We start from the raw sequence: 15,925 nt of genomic DNA, 5'->3' as shown, positions 1-15,925 counted from the left end.
GCGGAGGCGGGTATCAGTTCAGGCTGTTCTTGATGCGCTCGCCGAGAATGAAAGCCTTGCCCAGGTCGGGGGCGACCACCACCGGTAGCAGCGAGTAACTGTCCTGCGGATAGTTGCCGCCGCCGCCGGCGCCATACTGAATGACCAGCATCACCTGATAGCGACCGTTTACGCCTTCCTCTTTGAGATCCGAGCCATCGGGTGCCTTGGCTATCCATGCAGTGATGGGGATTTTCGGATCGCCGTGGGGCTGAAACGCACTCGCCATATCGCCGTCATGAATCTCGACAACCGGCTCCCCGTTGCCCTCGTATTCGTAGGTGCCCTTGATGGGGACCGGCAGACTGGGGCTCACGCTGTAATCCACACCATTGACCGTTTTAGTGAGCAGGCCATTGGCCTGAGCCGGGGCAGCAGGCGTCGCGGCCAGCGCCGGGTCGTCGGTGCTTGCGGGCGCTGGTCGGCTGGCGGCGTTCTCTCGCTCGACCTGGGCCAGTATCTCGGCGGCCTGGGCATTCACTTCTTCCTCGATGCCCATCTCCTGGATCATGGCTGTGTGCTGGGCCATCAAGGCGGCCACCTGGGCGTCTTGTGCTGCGCTGTCCGTGCTGTCGGCAACAGCTGAACTGGCCTGGGTTTCGGCCGATACCGAAGGCGCGGATTTGACGGCGGTTGTAGCGGCGGTCAGGGCTGAATGAACTTGATCTGCGGAGGGGGTCGATTGCCCTGTGCTGGTTGCTGTCGGGGGCGGGGCAGCGTGTTCAGCGGTGGGCTGCTGCGCGGCAGGTGCCGGCGGGGTCGTTTGGGCAGTCGACTGCGTGGGGGCGTTCTCCTGCGGATAGGGCGTGGAGAACAGGACTTTCGTCACCTTGCCCTCTGCGCTCGCTTCGACGATCTCATGCACATAGGCGCCATCGGGGGACTGACGGATGCGGTAGGGCGCGACACCGAGAAACAGCACGGAACCATCGGCTTCGAGCGTGCCCTCCCATTCGACGCCGTTCAGGTTGCTGATCAATTGTCCCGCGCGGGAGCCGCGGCGAACGGTGCGGCTGAACAGCACGTCGCCGGCGGAGCTTCGCGCCGTCTCGCGGATTTCCTGGCCAGGCGTGCTCCAGGAAAGCTCGTAGCCAGGTACGTCCTGCTGTTGAGGTGTGTAGCGATGCCCCACGAGTGAGGCGTACGCGCCCCACACGGCGGGGTCTGCGTTGAACTGGATACTGAAGTCCGCCGGAGGCACCGCTTGCGTGAAGTTGGATTGGGGCGGCAGGGGCGCACAACCCGCCAGCAGGCTGACCACGAGCGAGAGGGCAAGGCCGGATGCAGCACGGGCCGGTAGGAAGGCCCGTAGCGATGTCGTGGTTTTCATTGTTGTTATTTCGCTCCTGTCCATCATCGGGGGTGCTCCACGCTACCCGAGTGTTTTTACCGGAAGCCTCGATGGATGGACAGGGGCAGTTCAGGGCGCAGCAAGCGCCCCTTCATCAGTCTTGCAGAGGCGATTCAGTCCTGGCCGAGATGGGCTGCGAAACCGCTCTGGCTCGGGGCGAGATCGGGGCGCAGGGTGAGGGCGGGTATTTCGTAATCGCCGGCGTTCTGTTTGCGGTAGGGGATGGGAGTCGTCTGCCAGAGCGTGTCCAGGCGCTCACCCAGTTCCTCGCGCACGGCGGCGAAGCGGGCTTCGTCCATGCGGCTGGTGCGGTAGACCAGGTAGGGCGGCAGTACATCAAAGCCAGGGTAGTGGAGGATTCCATGCTGGATGGGGAACAGCAGGTCATCAATGGGGCCGTTGATCCCGCGTGAACTGTAGTGGGAGTCCCAACCGCCGGTGGTGACGATCAGCATGGCGCGCTTGCCGGCCAGATTACCCTCGCCATAGCGATTGCCCCAACGGCTGTCGGAGTGCTCGCCCACGCCGTAGGCGAAACCATAGGCGTAGACGCGTTCGACCCAGCCCTTGAGGATCGCCGGCATGGTGAACCACCACATCGGAAACTGCAGGATCAGCGCATCGGCCCAGCGCAGTTTTTCCTGCTCACGGGCGATGTCGTCGCTCTGCCGGCCATTGGCGAACGCCTGCCGGGAGTCCCCGGACGGGGAGAACGGCACGCCCGGCTGGTAGTCGAGGTGATCATCGGCATCCAGCGTGGCCTTCCAGCCCATTCCATAGAGGTCGCTGACCTGCACCCGGTGGCCAGCGGCTTCGAGGCGTTGCACGGCGAAATCCCGAAGGGCGCCGTTGAGGGAGCGAGGTTCAGGGTGGGCGAATACGATCAGGACATTCATGGGGAAAACCTCCAGTGCGGGATGGGCGCAGGATGGTGCTCCGCCAGGTATATTGGAAATGAATATCCAGTATTCCAGGTATTGCAATGAATAATCTCAGGCGGCTGGACCTCAACCTGCTGGTGACCCTCGACGTGCTGCTGGCCGAGCACAACGTGACCCGCGCGGCGGAGCGGCTGAACTTCTCCCAGCCTTCGGTGAGCGTGCATCTGGCCAAACTGCGTGAGGTCTTCGACGATCCGCTGCTGCTGCCCGGGCCACGTGGAATGCGCCCGACGGCGCGCGCCGAGGAATTGCGCGAGCCCTTGCGGCAGGCGCTGGAGTCCTTGGAACGGGCGGTGGCACCGGCCACTGCCTTCGACCCGGCCGAGGCTCAGCAGACCTGGCGTGTGGCGGCCACCGACTACGGTGAGTCGTCCATCTTGCTGCCGGCCCTGGCCGGGCTACGGGCGCGGGCACCGGGTACCCGGCTGGCCGTGGTGGAAATGGCGCCGACGCGCATCGCTCGGCAGGCGGAGCAAGGGGAAATCGACCTGGCCTTCCATACGGTCGAAGGCTCGCCGCACAACCTGCGACGCCGCACACTGTTTGCCGAACGCTATGTGCTGGCGGGTCGTATCGACCATCCGGGGCTAAAGCGACGACCGACGTTGAAACAGTTCTGCGCCCTGGAGCAGGTGATCGTCTCGCCTGATGGTGGCGGCTTCCATGGCATCACCGACGAGACCTTGGCGGAGCATGGGCTGGAGCGGAGGGTGGTGCTGTCGGTGCCGCATTTTCTCTTCCTGCGCTCTGTGCTGGAGAGCACCGACCTGGTGGCCATGCTGCCCGAGCGTCTGGTGCGGGGCAGCACCGCCCTGCAGGTAGTGGAGGCCCCCCTGGAAGTACCGGGCTACGAGATGGCCATGTTGTGGCACGAACGCTCCCATCGCGACCCGGCGCACCAGTGGTTGCGGGAGCAGATCGTTCAGGCGGTTTGAAACGTGTAGGAGCGAGCTTGCCCGCGAACCTTCTGAGCCGACCTTTCGCGAGCAAGCTCGCTCCTACACAAAGTGCAGTTATGCAATTCATTGAAGGCAGAAACGACGACGGGAGCCCTTGGGCTCCCGTCGAGGTGAATCATCAATGCGGCTGGTTCAGGGTCAGACGCATGTGGCGGTTCACATCCTTGTACAGCAGGTAGCGGAAGCGACCAGGGCCACCGGAGTAGCAGGCCTGCGGGCAGAAGGCGCGCAGCCACATGAAGTCGCCGGCTTCGACTTCGACCCAGTCCTGGTTCAGGCGATACACCGCCTTGCCTTCCAGCACGTACAGGCCGTGTTCCATCACGTGGGTTTCGGCGAAGGGGATCACGCCGCCCGGCTCGAAATTGACGATGTTGACGTGCATGTCATGGCGCATGTCGGCCATGTCGACGAAGCGGGTGGTGCTCCAGCGGCCTTCGGTATCCGGCATCACCTTCGGCTCGATGTCCTGCTCGTTGGTGACGAAGGCTTCCGGCAGCGGTACGCCATCGACTCTCTGGTAGTGCTTGCGAATCCAGTGGAAGCGAGTGTGCTGGCCGCTGGTGTTGCGCAGTTTCCAGTCGGCACCCGGCGGGATGAAGGCATAGCCGCCCGGTTGCATGGTGTGGACCTGGCCCTGCAGGGTCAGGCTCAGCTCGCCTTCCACGATGAACAGCACCGCTTCGGCGTTGATGTCCTGCTCAGGCTTGTCGCTGCCGCCGTTGGGGGCGAGTTCGACGATGTACTGGGAGAAGGTTTCGGCGAAACCGGACAGCGGGCGGGCGATGACCCACATGCGCATGTTGTCCCAGAAGGGCAGGTGGCTGGTGACGATGTCACGCATCACGCCTTTGGGGATAACGGCATAGGCTTCGGTGAACATCGCGCGATCGGTAAGCAGCTCGGTCTGTGCCGGGTGCCCGCCGTGCGGCGCGTAGTAGCTGGATTTGGACATGGGGCATTTCCTCATTGTTGTCTTGCTGCCTGGCGCGCATGGCGCCGAGGCGACAATTCGTGCAGATCGGTGCGCTCCGGGGAGGGTGCGACCGTCGCTGAAAACCACGATATCCAGTGGCGTGTTCATGCACAAATTAAATGTTGGAATCCGCCGTATTCATATTTCGAATGTGAATTCGGCCGCCGCTCAGCCTCGAGTGTCCTGGGCCAGGACCCGAGTCAGCACGCGGGCGAGCTCCTGCACCATCGGGTCCGCCGCAGGACGATGGAGCAGGGCGACTTCGAACACATCCACCGATGGCAACCCAGTGTTCTTCGGCACTACGGCGTGGCCTGCCGTCACCGCGCGCAGCGGCAGCAGGCCGATGCCCATGCCGTCGGCGATGGCCGACTGGATGCCGGAGAGGCTCGAGCTGGTGAAGCTGATGTGCCAGCGCCGGCCCACGGATTCCAGGGCGCTGATCATCTCGTCGCGGTAAACCCCGCGCGGCGGGAAGGTGACGATCGGGAGCGGGTCGAGGTCGATGCAGGGGTTGTTGGCGCTGTCCACCCAGCGCGTTTTTTCCGGCCAGCAGGCCACTGCTTCGCGACTGTTCTGACGCTGCTTGAGGAGCACCAGGTCCAGCTCACCACGGTCGTAGCTGGCGCTGAGATCACGGCTGAGACCGCTGGTGACCTCCAGCTTCACCTGCGGGTAGCGCCGGTTGAAGGCGGCCAATTGCTCGGTGGTACGCCCGGTGGCGAAGTCGTCCGGTACGCCGATGCGCACCGTCAGGGCAACCGTGGCGCCGGACAGCGCCTCGGCCATTTCGTCGTTGAGAGCCAGCAGGCGCCGTGCATAACCCAGCAGGGTTTCGCCGGCATCGGTGGGCAGCACATCTCGGTTGCCGCGTTCCAGCAAGCGATGCCCGGCCATTTCTTCCAGGCGGCGAATCTTTTGGCTGATGGTGGATTGGGTCGAATGCAGACGGGCGGCAGCGGTGGTGAAGCTGCCGCAGTCGGCCACCGTGACGATGGCCCTCAGCAGGTCGAGGTCGAACAGGCGGCTATTCGATTTTTCACTTTCGCTCATGGCGGTATCGGCTTTATGAATGACGATTCCGCTTTTAGCAGCTCACCTTCGCCTGGGCAATCCACTTCGCGCAGAGTGCTCGGAGGCAGGTGAATGGGGCACGGTTTTAGGGGGAAACAGCGAAGGCCTGGGCACCTTGGTGCTCCAGGCCTTGGTTCCGGCAAGCTCAGCGGGATTCGATTCTGGTGAGCGAGTGGCCGGCGACGAAGATGGAGGCAGCGAGCAGTCCGATGTCCTTGAGGAGGAACTGGCCAGGCGCGACGCTGATGCCGGGGAAGCCGACGCTGGGCTCGATCACACCGGGGGTCGAGAACATGAAGCTCAGCGTGGTGAAGAACAATCCGGCGGAGAGGGCGCCGCCCACCAGCGAAAGCTTTGGCGACAGCAAGCGTCCCGCAATCAGCAAGCCGATGGACACTTCGAGGAACCCGAGCAGGGTGGAGAAGGTTCGCACGCTGAACACGTCATAGAGCCAGCCCAGTAGCGGGCTGTTGCTCACGAGTGGTACCAGTCCTTCTGCTTCGTATTGCGTGAACTTCATGCCACCGAACCAGAAGTAGATGACGGCGAGTGCGAAATAGATGCCGTAGATGCCGACCGCCGTGATGGAGGTCCCGAGCGAAAGATTGGTCGTTTGGGTGTGGTTTGCTTGGCTGGTGATATCGAGAGTTTTCATTGATCTGGCTTCCCGTAACTTGGCTAAGGGCGTCCCGGCGAATCTGATTGAGTGGCCATGGGACGAGGGTTCAACGTGCAACCTGCGTGAGAACAACCGAGTCGTTGTTCCGTGCCCCTCACGCCAGGGGCCATCAGTTTCCGATCACATTCGAGCCGTTGATGAGTCATCTCCTCCTGATCCCTCGCGGACTGCGTGGGGTGTGGAGATAGTGTTGCCGCCGGCGCTTGTCCTTTGGGTACAGAACGTACGAATTTCGATGCAGATCGTCTAAAGCCGCCCGTGATTTTCCCGCCTTCTGGTTGGAAGCCCCAAACCGGCAAAACCTCCTGGCGCAGTGCCCGGCCCTGGTCTTCGCTTTCCATCAATGGGACCGGCGGATCGGCCCCGTATTGAGAGGACCATTGTCATGAATGGGCAGGACAGCGAATTGCTGGAGCGGGTATTGACGGCCCATGGCGGGCGGGAGCGCTGGCGCGAATTCACCAGGGTGGATACCAGCATCGTGACCGGTGGATTGCTCTGGGGCATGAAGGGGCTCACCCAGGACAGCGAGCCGCGCCGCATGACCGTCTGGTTGCATGAGCAGAGAGCGTCGGTGATACCGTTCGGTGCGCCGAACCAGCGCACGGCGTATGTGCCGAGCCGGATCGCGATTGAAACCACCGATGGGCAGTTGCGGGCGGAGCGTCTCGATCCTCGGGCTTCGTTCCAGGACCACGGGGAAACGACAGTCTGGGACCCGCTTCACCGCGCCTACTTCAATGGCTATGCGCTGTGGAATTACCTGACCATGCCATTTCTCTTCACGCTTCCGGGGGTGAAGGTTGAAGAGGTCGCGCCCTGGGATGAGGGCGGCGAGCAATGGCGGCGCTTGCGGGTGCACTTCCCTTTCCCTGGGGGCGTCGCCACCCACTGCCCGCTACAGGACTTCTATTTCGGTGAAGACTTCCTGCTGCGTCGCCACGACTATCAAGTCGACGTGAGTGGCGCATTACCCGCCGCCCAGTACGTCCACGATTACATCGAGGCCCAGGGGCTGCGCATGCCCGGCAAGCGAAGGGCCTACCGTCGCGATGCGAACAACCGGGCCATCGAAGAGCAGCTGCTGGTCGCCATCGATATCAGCGAGTTGCGCTACTCATGAGAAGTCGATGCTCTGGTCCCAGGGGTCGCTGCTTTTGCCGCGTCTGTTGGTTTGCCGGCGGTCCGCCTCGAAGCGGATGGACTCGCGGCGCTCCCCCATCTTGCGTCGATCACCGCCTTGACGCGTTTCGATCTGGAACTTCGCCTTGCCCCTTGCGGACGGCGTTGGTTCCGATGGATCGATGGGTTTCAGGCTGAGCTTGTCGAGGTTCGGTTTTTCGTTCGTATTCATCGCTTCACTCCGGTGGATCGACAACAACCAGAGGTTAGATCGGGTACTGCCCCCACACTTGGGGGATGGAACGAACGGCCATAGATCGCAGGATGGGTGGAGCTGCTCAACGTGTCTCAGGTGGCGGCGAGGGGTTGCTCGTGGCCGTCTTCGGTGACGACCCGATTGCGTCCGGTGCGCTTGGCGGAATAGGTGCGTCGGTCCGCCACCTGCATCAGTTCGTCGAGCAATTCGCCGTCTTCGCCAAAGCTGGCAACGCCGGCGCTGAGCGTCATGGGCAGCGGCCGACCTTCCAGTTCCAAAGGCGTGGCAGCCAGGCGTTCGCACAGGCTGTGGGCGATGGTTGCGGCTTGCTCGGCGCTGGTGTTGGGCAGCAGCACGGCGAACTCCTCGCCGCCCAGGCGACAGAACAGGTCTCCGCTGCGCAACCGCCCTGACAAGAGTTGGGCGAAATGGCACAGGGCCTTGTCGCCTGCCTTGTGGCCATAGCGGTCGTTGATCAGCTTGAAGTGGTCGATATCCAGGAATACCAGCGCGAGCGGTGTGCGATTGCGCTTGGCGTGGTTGATTTCGCGTTCGAATACATCGGCCAATCTCATCCGGTTGGCCAGTCCGGTCAGACTGTCAGTGGTAGCCAACTCGGTCAGGCGCTGCTCATTGCGCAGGCGGCTGCGCTCGTAGATGTGTGAGAACAGCGTTACTGACAGGGCGGCCGCGCCGAGGTTGGCGAGGATCAGGATGTTGGTCACCTGGTTGTCCGAGGTGAAGCGCTGGCTGAAGGCGAACAGACCTATGCCGATGAACAGCAGCGACCCCCACAGGCCCAGGCGCAGGCCGAGCAACAGATAGAAGATGATCGGAATGGTCTGGATCCAGGCGAATACAGAGAAGGACGTGCGCGGCTGGAAAAGGATCACCATCATCAAGGTAAAGAACGGCACGAGGTAGATGATCGTCAGCGTGCGCAGATTCTCGCTGCGGTTGATGACCAGCAGGCAGTACAGCGAGATGAAGGAGTAGGAGAGCTCTAGCACGGCGAGTATCCAGTTCTCGCGCATGATGTTGATCGCCGAGAAGCACACGCCACCGAACAGGGTGAGCCAAAGCAACGCCTTGAGCACCAGGCGCCGGTGTTGATCGCTGTGATGATGGGAACTGGACATCGAGACGTTCCTTCTTGTGGTTTTGGCGATGCTGCACGGTGGCAAGGGTATCGTCCCGGCAAGGCGCTGTGCAGTCGTGATTCCGTTCAGGCCCGGGGTCGCAATTTTTGCATCTGGCGGGGTACTGGCCGATGGCTAGACTCATCAGGTACACGCCTCGTCCCCTGGCGTGCCGTCGTCACTACGACCGGGTCATACCGGGAGGAGGCGGGCGTGAAGAAACATTCATCAGCAGGCATCTCGCGGCGACATTTTCTCGGCGGCGGCGCGGTGCTGCTGGGAGGCGGGTTGCTGGCAAGGTCTGTCTTCGCCGAGCAGGGCTGCCCGGTGACCCAGGGCGATATTCTCGGCCCCTACTACCGCTTCGGTGCGCCGTTCCAATCGAAGCTGGCTGGGCCAGAGGAGCCAGGGGAGCGCCTGGTGGTGACTGGTACGGTGTTCAGCGCCGATTGCCGTACTCCCATCCCGAACGCGCTGGTGGAGGTCTGGCAGGCCAACGGTGCCGGCCTGTACGACACCGAGAAGCCCGGCAACTACACCGACAAGGGCAACTTCAAACTGCGCGGCATGCTCTATACCGACGCGCAGGGCAAGTACCGCATCGAGACCGTCATGCCCGGTCGCTACCCCGTGCCGCCAAACCTGCCGGGGTTGGAAAAATACGGCGGGATCATGCGGCCCGCACACATCCACTTCCGGATCATGGAATCGCTCCATGTACCGGTCACCCTGCAGCTTTACTTCAAGGGCGACCCCTTTATTGCCGGCGACCCCTGGGCCCACGATCGCTTCACCAACACCATCGAGCTGGAACAGGACGGCGAGCTGCGGCGTGGCGTGTTCGATATCGTGCTGGCGCGGGGCTTTGCGTGACTGATGACCTGGGGACGTCCCATCGACAGGCTCACCAACCGCCCCATGCCTTGATCTTGAGCGGGCCGATCATGTCGAACAGCAGATCCAGGTCTATCGTCACGCCCTGTCCGGCCATGAACTCGACGAGCCAGTTTTCAAACCGGCCATCCTCGTACAGTGCGTTCCAGTTGCCGATCCCCTTGTTGGTCATCAAGTCGAACAGACCTGCGTAGCCAGCCTTGTCCTTGATGGCGTCGGGACTGAAGTCGCACTCGCCGAGGAACGGGCTGAAAATGCCCTTCGCGAGCCTGGTTACCCGTTCCAGATTGCGTATTCCCCTGCTAAACGCCGCAGTGTTGGCGTCGTTCTCCTTCCGGAATAGCACCAGACCCGCGCCGAAGCCGAGTGGCCGGTCGTCGTCTCCGATGACCTTCAGAAAGGAACGGAAACCCAGGTAGCGGTACTTGGCAAAGTCGGATTCCTCCCCGGAACGGTCTGCGCCAATGGTTTCGCCGAAGATGCCGTGGTGGTTCAGACGTCCCCAGACCTCGTCGTAAGGGAAGTTGGAGTCGGGGCCCTCGGTGATGCCCATGTAGTCCTTGCAGAGCACTACGTTGTAGCGGGAGGTGGTGGAGCGTAGCCAGTCGGTCGTACCCGCACAGACGAAGCAGAGCCGCTTCCTGATGTTGGGCGTTCGCGGGTCGTACACGTGGTAGCGCCGACCCGGCAACGCATTTTCCCAAAACCCTTCCTCATAGCCGTCGACAGCCAGACGGACGCCAGGCATGTGGGGGGCCGTTCCCTGGGTAAGCTCGTTGATGAGGGTGTCGTAGTTGACGCCCTTGCCCATTTCCGGATCGACGAGGTAGAAGGCGTCGCACTTGTGCCAGAACAGCCAGAGCGAACAGCCAAGGTCATTGCCCGCCGCCAGATACAGCATCCGGCGTTCCACCCCGGAATAGACGCGAAGCAAGGTATTGCGGGCCACCGAGAGCCTTTGGGTCTCCATGGGTTCTCCTCCTTGAGTGACATCCATGCGGACTCGCTGAGCTGTCCGACGCTCTATCCGCGACTCGGAAGTGTAGTCACAGCTCGCGGACTCGGATGGGACCACTCATAGGATGGCGCGGGCGGCGTCCCGCTAGGGTAGAAGCCAAACCATCGTGATTTGGCTGATGGGTACCGCAGGCTCCACCCAACCTGCGTGCTGGTTCGATGAAGCGGTCGCGGGCTGTCACACAATTACGTACCGTGGCGCTCGAACTCGAGTAGTTTGACGCCGTTTATGAAATCGAGAGTTGAACCATGGATATCTTCGACCGTTTGAAAGCCGCCGCGACAGCCGACTGGAACAGCTATGTGGATCACGCATTCGTGCGTCAGATGGCAGCGGGGGCACTGCCACAAGCTGCGTTTCAGACGTATCTGGTGCAGGACTATCTGTTCCTGATCCAGTTCGCCCGGGCCTGGGCGCTGGCCGCATACAAGAGCCGTACCCCGGCGGACATTCGGGCGGCTCAGGCGGGGCTGGCGGCAATCCTCGACGAGACCGACCTGCATGTGCGGTTGTGCGCGCGGTGGGGCCTCTCGCAGAAAGACATCGAGTCGGCGCCGGAGCATCAGGCGACCGTGGCGTATACCCGTTTCGTGCTTGATTGTGGTGCTGCAGGAGACCTGCTGGAACTTCATGTGGCCCTGGCCCCCTGCGTGATCGGCTATGCCGAGATCGGCCGCAACCTGACGCCCGATGGCGTTGCGGCGCTGGGTGATCATCCCTATCGCGAGTGGATTGGCGAGTACGCAGGCGAGGCGTATCAGGGCGTGGCCGCAGCGGCACGCAAACACCTCGACGAACTCGCGGCGCGCAGCATGACGGAGCGGCGTTTCGAGGAGTTGGTGGAAGTGTTCGCCACTGCGTCGCGCCTGGAAGCGGACTTCTGGCAGATGGGCTTGGCGAGCGCAAAAGCCTGACCGTTGCACCAGGAGGCCCAACGACTTGTCATCGTTGGGCCTCGCTTCGCTCGGACCAACCTACGGTTTAGCCAATCACCAAAAGCAGGTGTCGGAGGAGGTCCGGGCAATCGCCCAGGTGCAGCCATGCCTTGCCCTGCCAGTGCAGCACTTGCAGCTGCCGCTCCTGCCACTGGATCACCTCGCGATAGGGGCGCTGGGCGTCGAAGCGTTCCTCTCCCGCAAGCGTGGAATCATCTCGCGGGTGAGCCATTGGCGTATGCAGCGGTTTTCCGGGTGGTAGTCGAGGATCAGCACGGCGTAGACGCCGGACTCACTGATCAACATTGCCTGCTCGACATCGCCATGGCTGTTGCGCATCCAGGCTCGTTGCAGCTCGTCCTTATCCAGGTTGCGCGACACCCGTTCGGGCAGTGGCGAGAGGTTGATCAGTTGAGCGAAATCACTGCCGGCAAACCAGGGTTCCTTGTTCAGTAGTACGGCGCGCAGTTGGTGCTTGTGGAGGCACATTCGGACATTTGATTAATTGGGCGTCATAAAAATGGCAATAAATTTTTAATGTTATTAATTTCTCTATAACTAATTGATTTGTTTCCTGATATTGCTGAGTGGCACATTGCCAGACAGGCGGTCTGCCCCACGCCGGTAAAGCTGCTTTTACTGAATGATGAGACATCATTCGCTCAACAAGAAGCGAACATGCAGTGCTGAGATTTGGCGCAGGGGAGAGGATATTCAACTAACCGTGGCTAGGGCGGTAAGAGAGGGCGTGCGTTGAGGATGGGGTGATGGAACAACCAAATGCGAACCAGCAAACGGAGCAACAAGGGCAATTTCCCAGGACAGCAGAACAAGGGCGACACAGCCCGGCGAACTTTTCTCAAACTATCAGCGGCTGCCTTGGCGGCGCCATGGCTCCCGGCCAGTCAGTCTGGCCAGGCGGTCGAATGGGTGACCACGCCACAGCCGATCTTTCCGCCCAGCCCAGCGACCCGGCCCTGGATGGAGGAGCTGCCGCCGGTCATCGTGCCGGTGGCGCATACCGAGGCGTTCACTCCTGCGCCGACCATCGAGCCCAACACCGAGGCAGGCGAGGCAGGACGTGACGCGCATCAGCGTTACGAAGAGTTGACCGGTGTTCTAGGGGCTCCCGAGTTGTACGAGCTGCGCGTGGTACAGAACGCTGAATGGGTAACCCACCCCGATTTGCCCAAACAGAAAGTCTGGGCGTATCGAGGGAGCAATCCCGACGCCACCGTTCCCGCAACCATCTTCGCCACTTACGGGCATCCGGTGATATGCCGCATCTATAACGATCTGCCTCAAAATCATGTCGGCTTCGGTACGCCGGAGATTTCCACTCACCTGCACAATGGACACACGCCCTCGGAGAGCGATGGATTTCCGGGGGACTACTACAGCCGGTATGAGGCGGGGCCGACGCTGAGCAGGTCAGGTTCCAGGCAGGGGAGAGGGACGTTCAAGGATCATTTCTACCCCAACATCTACGCTGGGTACGATGAGTTGCAGAACGGTATCGGTGACTATCGAGAGGCGCTGGGAACGCTCTTCTACCATGACCACACCTTGGACTACACCGCCCCCAACGTGTATCGAGGGCTGATCGGCTTCTACCTGCTGTTCGATCATATCGACTCAGGCAATGAACGCGATCCAAGCCCCAGTGCCCTGAGACTTCCCAGCCACCCTTACGACTATCCATTGGCCTTCGGCGACCGTCGCTTCACGCCGATGCCTGACGGGCAGCTGTTCTACGACCAACTCCATGCCGAAGGCGTGTTGGGCGACAAGGTGGTGATCAACGGGAAGATCGAGCCGGTACTGCGGGTTGCGGCCCGCAAGTACCGGCTGCGCTTGCTCAACAGTGGCCCCAGCCGGTTCTACGACCTCTACCTGGTGAATTCGAGCAATGTCGTCCAGCGGTTCACCTATATCGCCAACGACGGCAACCTGCTGCCCGAAGCGCTGTTCAATTTCACTCATGTCAGGCTGGGGGTGGCCGAGCGGGCCGATATTGTTGTCGACTTTTCCCGGTACCCCATCGGCACCGAACTCTATCTGACCAACCGGCTGCGCCAGGACAGTACGCGAAAGCCCAGGGACTCCAGAGCGCCCGGCACCCGCGTGATGAAGTTCATCGTTGATCGCCACCCGCCCGAGCAGGACCTCAGCCAGGTACCCCGGTTCTTACGTCCGCTACCGGATATCCCTTCACCCGAAGAATTGGAGAAGCTGCCTGTAAGGCGGTGGGAGTTTGATCGGCGCAATGGGCTGTGGCAGGTCAATCGGCAACTGGTAGACGTCAACCGTCCCAAGGCGCGGGTTCGCCAGGGGAGCGCGGAAATCTGGGAGTTCGCTAGCACGGGAGGTGGGTGGTCTCACCCGATTCACTCGCACTTAGAGGAAGGGATCATGCTCAAGAAGCTGGTCGATGGCGTCCAGGTGCCGATTCCCATACATGAGCGAGGTCGCAAGGATTCCTTCGTGCTCGATCAAACCATGACCATGGTCGTGCTGTTTCGCTTCCGGGATTTCAAGGGCAAGTACGTCATGCACTGCCACAACGTGATCCATGAGGACCACGCCATGATGGTCCGCTGGGACCTTGAAGACGACCAGGACGAAGAGCCAAATGCTTAGGAGTGTCGCCTCATGAACACGAGAAGAAATCTGCTGGTAAGCGCCGGGCTCCTGGGCGTGGTTGGCGTGGGAACAGCGCTCGGCTTGAGTGTTTCCAGTGGCGGGAGGACCGATCGCCCCAACCGTACCGCCAGCCAGCTGCCCAACGTGCTGCTCACTAATCAATACGGCAAGTCAGTGCGTTTCTACGATGACCTGATTCGCGGAAAGGTGGTGGCGATCAACATGATGTACACCTCCTGCGCCGGCATCTGCCCTACCGCCACCGCGAACCTGCTGCAGGTGCAGCGGCTTCTGGGCGCGCGTCTCGGACGACAGGTGCATCTGTACTCCATCACCCTGGCGCCCGAGCTGGATACACCACAAACCCTTCGGGAGTACGCCGCGCGACATGGTGTGGGGCCTGGCTGGTGGTTCCTGACGGGGGCGCCGGCAGACATCGAGCGGGTACGTTTCAGTCTGGGCTTCTACGACCCGGAGCCGGAAGTGGATCGGGACAAGAACTCGCACTCCGGCATGCTGCGCATCGGCAATGATCGCATTGAGCGCTGGACCATGGCGCCGGCACTGGGTTCGCCCGAGCAGATCCTGGGCACTATCGATCATGTGGATCCGGAGTTTTCCTATCGGCATCAGGCGCTGCAGAGTCCAGGCTCGAGGTTCTTTACCTAGGCAAAATGAGCTGGTGCGTCATCCGTCCCGGTCAAGCAATTCACGTGTTCAGATCGGAGAGTTTGAGGGTGGCGCGCCACAAGCCCGATCAATGCCAGAGGCTGCTGGCTGCCAGTGAGATCAGGCAGTTCGCTAACTCAGTTCAGCTGCCGCACCTACGCACGTGGACAAGCCCAGGTGACGCAGCAGCGACGGAAGGATATGCGCGGCGTCCGTTCCGACGCCGCGCAGGGTGGCGGACGCGAAGTTGCGCTGTCGAGGCAGTCCCACGAAGTACAGGCCGGGCACTTCAAGCGCCATGCCTTGGCGCTGGAGGATGTGGCCGTCCTGAGACAGCACCGGTAGTCCATCCAGAAACGGCACATTTGGACGGTAGCCCGTGGCGAAGATCAGGCTATCGATTGCTTCATGTTGTCCGTCTGCCCACGTCACCCCATCAGGAACAACGGCAGTGAACATCGGCTTCCGGTGTAACAAGCCCGTTCTCAAGGCCCTGCGGTAGGTGCCGTCATCCAGTACCGGCGTGCTCTGGTCGCTCAGCCAGCGGGTCTTCTCCAGGCCTGTCCACTTCAACCAGGCGTGGAAATCGATCCCCAGGAATCGCTGGGGGACGAAGCGGATTGCCTCGCGTGTCGCCAGCGTGGTGTTGGCTACCTGAGCCAGCTCGTAGGCAATCTGCACGGCCGAGTTTGCCGCGCCGATCACTACCACCCGCTGACCTCCCAGGGGCTCGGCTTTTCGATAGTCGGCGCTGTGCATCTGGCGGCCTTGAAAGCTGTCGAGCCCCGGTATGGCAGGGGTGTACGGGCGGCTGAATGCCCCTGAGGCAACGATGACGGCTTTCGCGCTGAAGCACTCATGCTCTGCTGACCTCACCTCGAATTCGTCTCCCAAGCGCTGCACCTGCCTCACCTCGGTGTTCTGTCGAATGGGCAGCTGGAACCGATTCGCATAGTGCTCCAGGTAGTGCACCACTTCGTCCCGGCTCGGGTAGCGCGTGGGGGTGCCAGGAAATGGCAGGCCAGGCAGAGACGAATAGGCCGCTGGCGAAAAGAGCTCCAGGCTGTCGTAGTAGTTGCGCCAGTTGCCGCCAGGGTGCTGCTGCTGATCGAGAATGAGGAACTTGAGTCCCCGCTGTTGCAGGTGCCATCCGCATGCCAATCCCGCCTGTCCTGCACCGATGACGATCACGTCCTGAGTTGAAATCTTTGTGTTCATGTATGCGTACTC

Annotated in this window: 16 protein-coding genes; 6 read left to right on the top strand and 10 right to left on the bottom strand. The window is 61.7% G+C overall.

What is annotated here, in order from left to right; genetic code table 11:
• Positions 1 to 13 precede the first annotated feature (13 nt).
• Positions 14 to 1,369 carry a hypothetical protein gene (locus D6Z43_RS11195; RefSeq protein ID WP_120652090.1) on the bottom strand — a complete coding sequence of 452 codons (1,356 nt, stop codon included), beginning with the start codon at positions 1,367 to 1,369 and terminating at the stop codon, positions 14 to 16.
• Positions 1,370 to 1,503: 134 nt separating this feature from the next.
• The gene (locus tag D6Z43_RS11190; RefSeq protein WP_120652089.1) at positions 1,504 to 2,286 is read right to left on the bottom strand and encodes an NAD(P)H-dependent oxidoreductase; all 783 of its coding nucleotides are present in this window, start codon (positions 2,284 to 2,286) and stop codon (positions 1,504 to 1,506) included.
• Positions 2,287 to 2,372: 86 nt separating this feature from the next.
• On the opposite strand from D6Z43_RS11190, the gene D6Z43_RS11185 reads away from it, so the two are divergent.
• Positions 2,373 to 3,266: a LysR family transcriptional regulator gene (locus D6Z43_RS11185; RefSeq protein ID WP_120652087.1), complete on the top strand. Its 894-nt coding sequence runs from the start codon at positions 2,373 to 2,375 to the stop codon at positions 3,264 to 3,266.
• Between the two features lie 142 nt (positions 3,267 to 3,408).
• Here the strand turns inward: D6Z43_RS11185 and D6Z43_RS11180 are convergent, their stop codons facing one another.
• From D6Z43_RS11180 to D6Z43_RS11170, 3 genes are all read right to left on the bottom strand, one after another.
• Entirely contained in the window at positions 3,409 to 4,245 is an 837-nt protein-coding gene (locus D6Z43_RS11180) for a bifunctional allantoicase/(S)-ureidoglycine aminohydrolase (RefSeq protein WP_120652085.1), read from the bottom strand.
• 189 nt (positions 4,246 to 4,434) lie between these two features.
• Entirely contained in the window at positions 4,435 to 5,319 is an 885-nt protein-coding gene (locus D6Z43_RS11175) for a LysR family transcriptional regulator (RefSeq protein ID WP_120652081.1), read from the bottom strand.
• Positions 5,320 to 5,485: 166 nt separating this feature from the next.
• A complete protein-coding gene (locus D6Z43_RS11170) occupies positions 5,486 to 5,995 on the bottom strand; it encodes a YkgB family protein (protein WP_120652080.1) in 510 nt (169 codons plus the stop codon).
• 409 nt (positions 5,996 to 6,404) lie between these two features.
• Here D6Z43_RS11170 and D6Z43_RS11165 point away from each other — a divergent pair, with 409 nt between their 5' ends.
• Positions 6,405 to 7,142, top strand: a complete 738-nt coding sequence (locus D6Z43_RS11165; RefSeq protein WP_120652078.1) for a hypothetical protein — start codon at positions 6,405 to 6,407, stop codon at positions 7,140 to 7,142.
• On the opposite strand, the gene D6Z43_RS11160 is transcribed toward D6Z43_RS11165, so the two are convergent.
• Together D6Z43_RS11160 and D6Z43_RS11155 are read right to left on the bottom strand one after the other, a co-directional pair.
• On the bottom strand, positions 7,137 to 7,373 hold the full coding sequence (locus tag D6Z43_RS11160; protein WP_120652076.1) for a hypothetical protein: 237 nt from the start codon (positions 7,371 to 7,373) through the stop codon (positions 7,137 to 7,139). The two genes, D6Z43_RS11165 and D6Z43_RS11160, sit on opposite strands and share 6 nt — an antisense overlap.
• A 116-nt stretch (positions 7,374 to 7,489) precedes the next feature.
• On the bottom strand, positions 7,490 to 8,536 hold the full coding sequence (locus tag D6Z43_RS11155) for a GGDEF domain-containing protein (protein ID WP_120652074.1): 1,047 nt from the start codon (positions 8,534 to 8,536) through the stop codon (positions 7,490 to 7,492).
• A 213-nt stretch (positions 8,537 to 8,749) separates the two neighbouring features.
• On the opposite strand from D6Z43_RS11155, the gene D6Z43_RS11150 reads away from it, so the two are divergent.
• Complete coding sequence (locus D6Z43_RS11150) at positions 8,750 to 9,409, top strand: twin-arginine translocation pathway signal protein (protein WP_120652073.1); 660 nt, start codon at positions 8,750 to 8,752, stop codon at positions 9,407 to 9,409.
• Between the two features lie 31 nt (positions 9,410 to 9,440).
• Here the strand turns inward: D6Z43_RS11150 and D6Z43_RS11145 are convergent, their stop codons facing one another.
• Positions 9,441 to 10,400, bottom strand: coding sequence for a hypothetical protein (locus D6Z43_RS11145; RefSeq protein ID WP_120652071.1), 960 nt, complete (start codon positions 10,398 to 10,400; stop codon positions 9,441 to 9,443).
• Positions 10,401 to 10,696: 296 nt separating this feature from the next.
• Here D6Z43_RS11145 and tenA point away from each other — a divergent pair, with 296 nt between their 5' ends.
• Positions 10,697 to 11,362 (top strand): thiaminase II, encoded by a 666-nt coding sequence (gene tenA, locus D6Z43_RS11140; protein ID WP_120652069.1) that lies wholly within the window; start codon positions 10,697 to 10,699, stop codon positions 11,360 to 11,362.
• A gap of 177 nt (positions 11,363 to 11,539) precedes the next feature.
• On the opposite strand, the gene D6Z43_RS11135 is transcribed toward tenA, so the two are convergent.
• A complete protein-coding gene (locus D6Z43_RS11135) occupies positions 11,540 to 11,872 on the bottom strand; it encodes a Bro-N domain-containing protein (RefSeq protein ID WP_256660988.1) in 333 nt (110 codons plus the stop codon).
• 291 nt (positions 11,873 to 12,163) lie between these two features.
• Between D6Z43_RS11135 and D6Z43_RS11130 the strand changes: the two genes are divergently transcribed.
• Together D6Z43_RS11130 and D6Z43_RS11125 are read left to right on the top strand one after the other, a co-directional pair.
• Entirely contained in the window at positions 12,164 to 14,023 is a 1,860-nt protein-coding gene (locus D6Z43_RS11130; protein ID WP_120652067.1) for a multicopper oxidase family protein, read from the top strand.
• Positions 14,024 to 14,035: 12 nt separating this feature from the next.
• Entirely contained in the window at positions 14,036 to 14,695 is a 660-nt protein-coding gene (locus D6Z43_RS11125; RefSeq protein WP_120652066.1) for an SCO family protein, read from the top strand.
• 132 nt (positions 14,696 to 14,827) lie between these two features.
• On the opposite strand, the gene D6Z43_RS11120 is transcribed toward D6Z43_RS11125, so the two are convergent.
• Positions 14,828 to 15,913: an NAD(P)/FAD-dependent oxidoreductase gene (locus tag D6Z43_RS11120; RefSeq protein ID WP_120652064.1), complete on the bottom strand. Its 1,086-nt coding sequence runs from the start codon at positions 15,911 to 15,913 to the stop codon at positions 14,828 to 14,830.
• Positions 15,914 to 15,925: the final 12 nt, after the last annotated feature.

It is taken from the genome of Pseudomonas sp. DY-1 (genome assembly GCF_003626975.1).
In the GTDB taxonomy this organism is placed as follows: Bacteria; Pseudomonadota; Gammaproteobacteria; order Pseudomonadales; family Pseudomonadaceae; genus Metapseudomonas.
The sequence above is the reverse complement of the archived record's forward strand: the minus strand, read 5'-3'. Positions and strand labels throughout refer to the sequence as shown.

Excerpts from the sequence above, each read along its gene's own strand:
- D6Z43_RS11195 (WP_120652090.1), bottom strand. The coding sequence starts at position 1,369 with ATGAAAACCACGACATCGCTACGGGCCTTCCTACCGGCCCGTGCTGCA.
- D6Z43_RS11190 (WP_120652089.1), bottom strand. The coding sequence starts at position 2,286 with ATGAATGTCCTGATCGTATTCGCCCACCCTGAACCTCGCTCCCTCAAC.
- D6Z43_RS11185 (WP_120652087.1), top strand. The coding sequence starts at position 2,373 with ATGAATAATCTCAGGCGGCTGGACCTCAACCTGCTGGTGACCCTCGAC.
- D6Z43_RS11180 (WP_120652085.1), bottom strand. The coding sequence starts at position 4,245 with ATGTCCAAATCCAGCTACTACGCGCCGCACGGCGGGCACCCGGCACAG.
- D6Z43_RS11175 (WP_120652081.1), bottom strand. The coding sequence starts at position 5,319 with ATGAGCGAAAGTGAAAAATCGAATAGCCGCCTGTTCGACCTCGACCTG.
- D6Z43_RS11170 (WP_120652080.1), bottom strand. The coding sequence starts at position 5,995 with ATGAAAACTCTCGATATCACCAGCCAAGCAAACCACACCCAAACGACC.
- D6Z43_RS11165 (WP_120652078.1), top strand. The coding sequence starts at position 6,405 with ATGAATGGGCAGGACAGCGAATTGCTGGAGCGGGTATTGACGGCCCAT.
- D6Z43_RS11160 (WP_120652076.1), bottom strand. The coding sequence starts at position 7,373 with ATGAATACGAACGAAAAACCGAACCTCGACAAGCTCAGCCTGAAACCC.
- D6Z43_RS11155 (WP_120652074.1), bottom strand. The coding sequence starts at position 8,536 with ATGTCCAGTTCCCATCATCACAGCGATCAACACCGGCGCCTGGTGCTC.
- D6Z43_RS11145 (WP_120652071.1), bottom strand. The coding sequence starts at position 10,400 with ATGGAGACCCAAAGGCTCTCGGTGGCCCGCAATACCTTGCTTCGCGTC.
- tenA (WP_120652069.1), top strand. The coding sequence starts at position 10,697 with ATGGATATCTTCGACCGTTTGAAAGCCGCCGCGACAGCCGACTGGAAC.
- D6Z43_RS11135 (WP_256660988.1), bottom strand. The coding sequence starts at position 11,872 with ATGTGCCTCCACAAGCACCAACTGCGCGCCGTACTACTGAACAAGGAA.
- D6Z43_RS11130 (WP_120652067.1), top strand. The coding sequence starts at position 12,164 with ATGCGAACCAGCAAACGGAGCAACAAGGGCAATTTCCCAGGACAGCAG.
- D6Z43_RS11125 (WP_120652066.1), top strand. The coding sequence starts at position 14,036 with ATGAACACGAGAAGAAATCTGCTGGTAAGCGCCGGGCTCCTGGGCGTG.
- D6Z43_RS11120 (WP_120652064.1), bottom strand. The coding sequence starts at position 15,913 with ATGAACACAAAGATTTCAACTCAGGACGTGATCGTCATCGGTGCAGGA.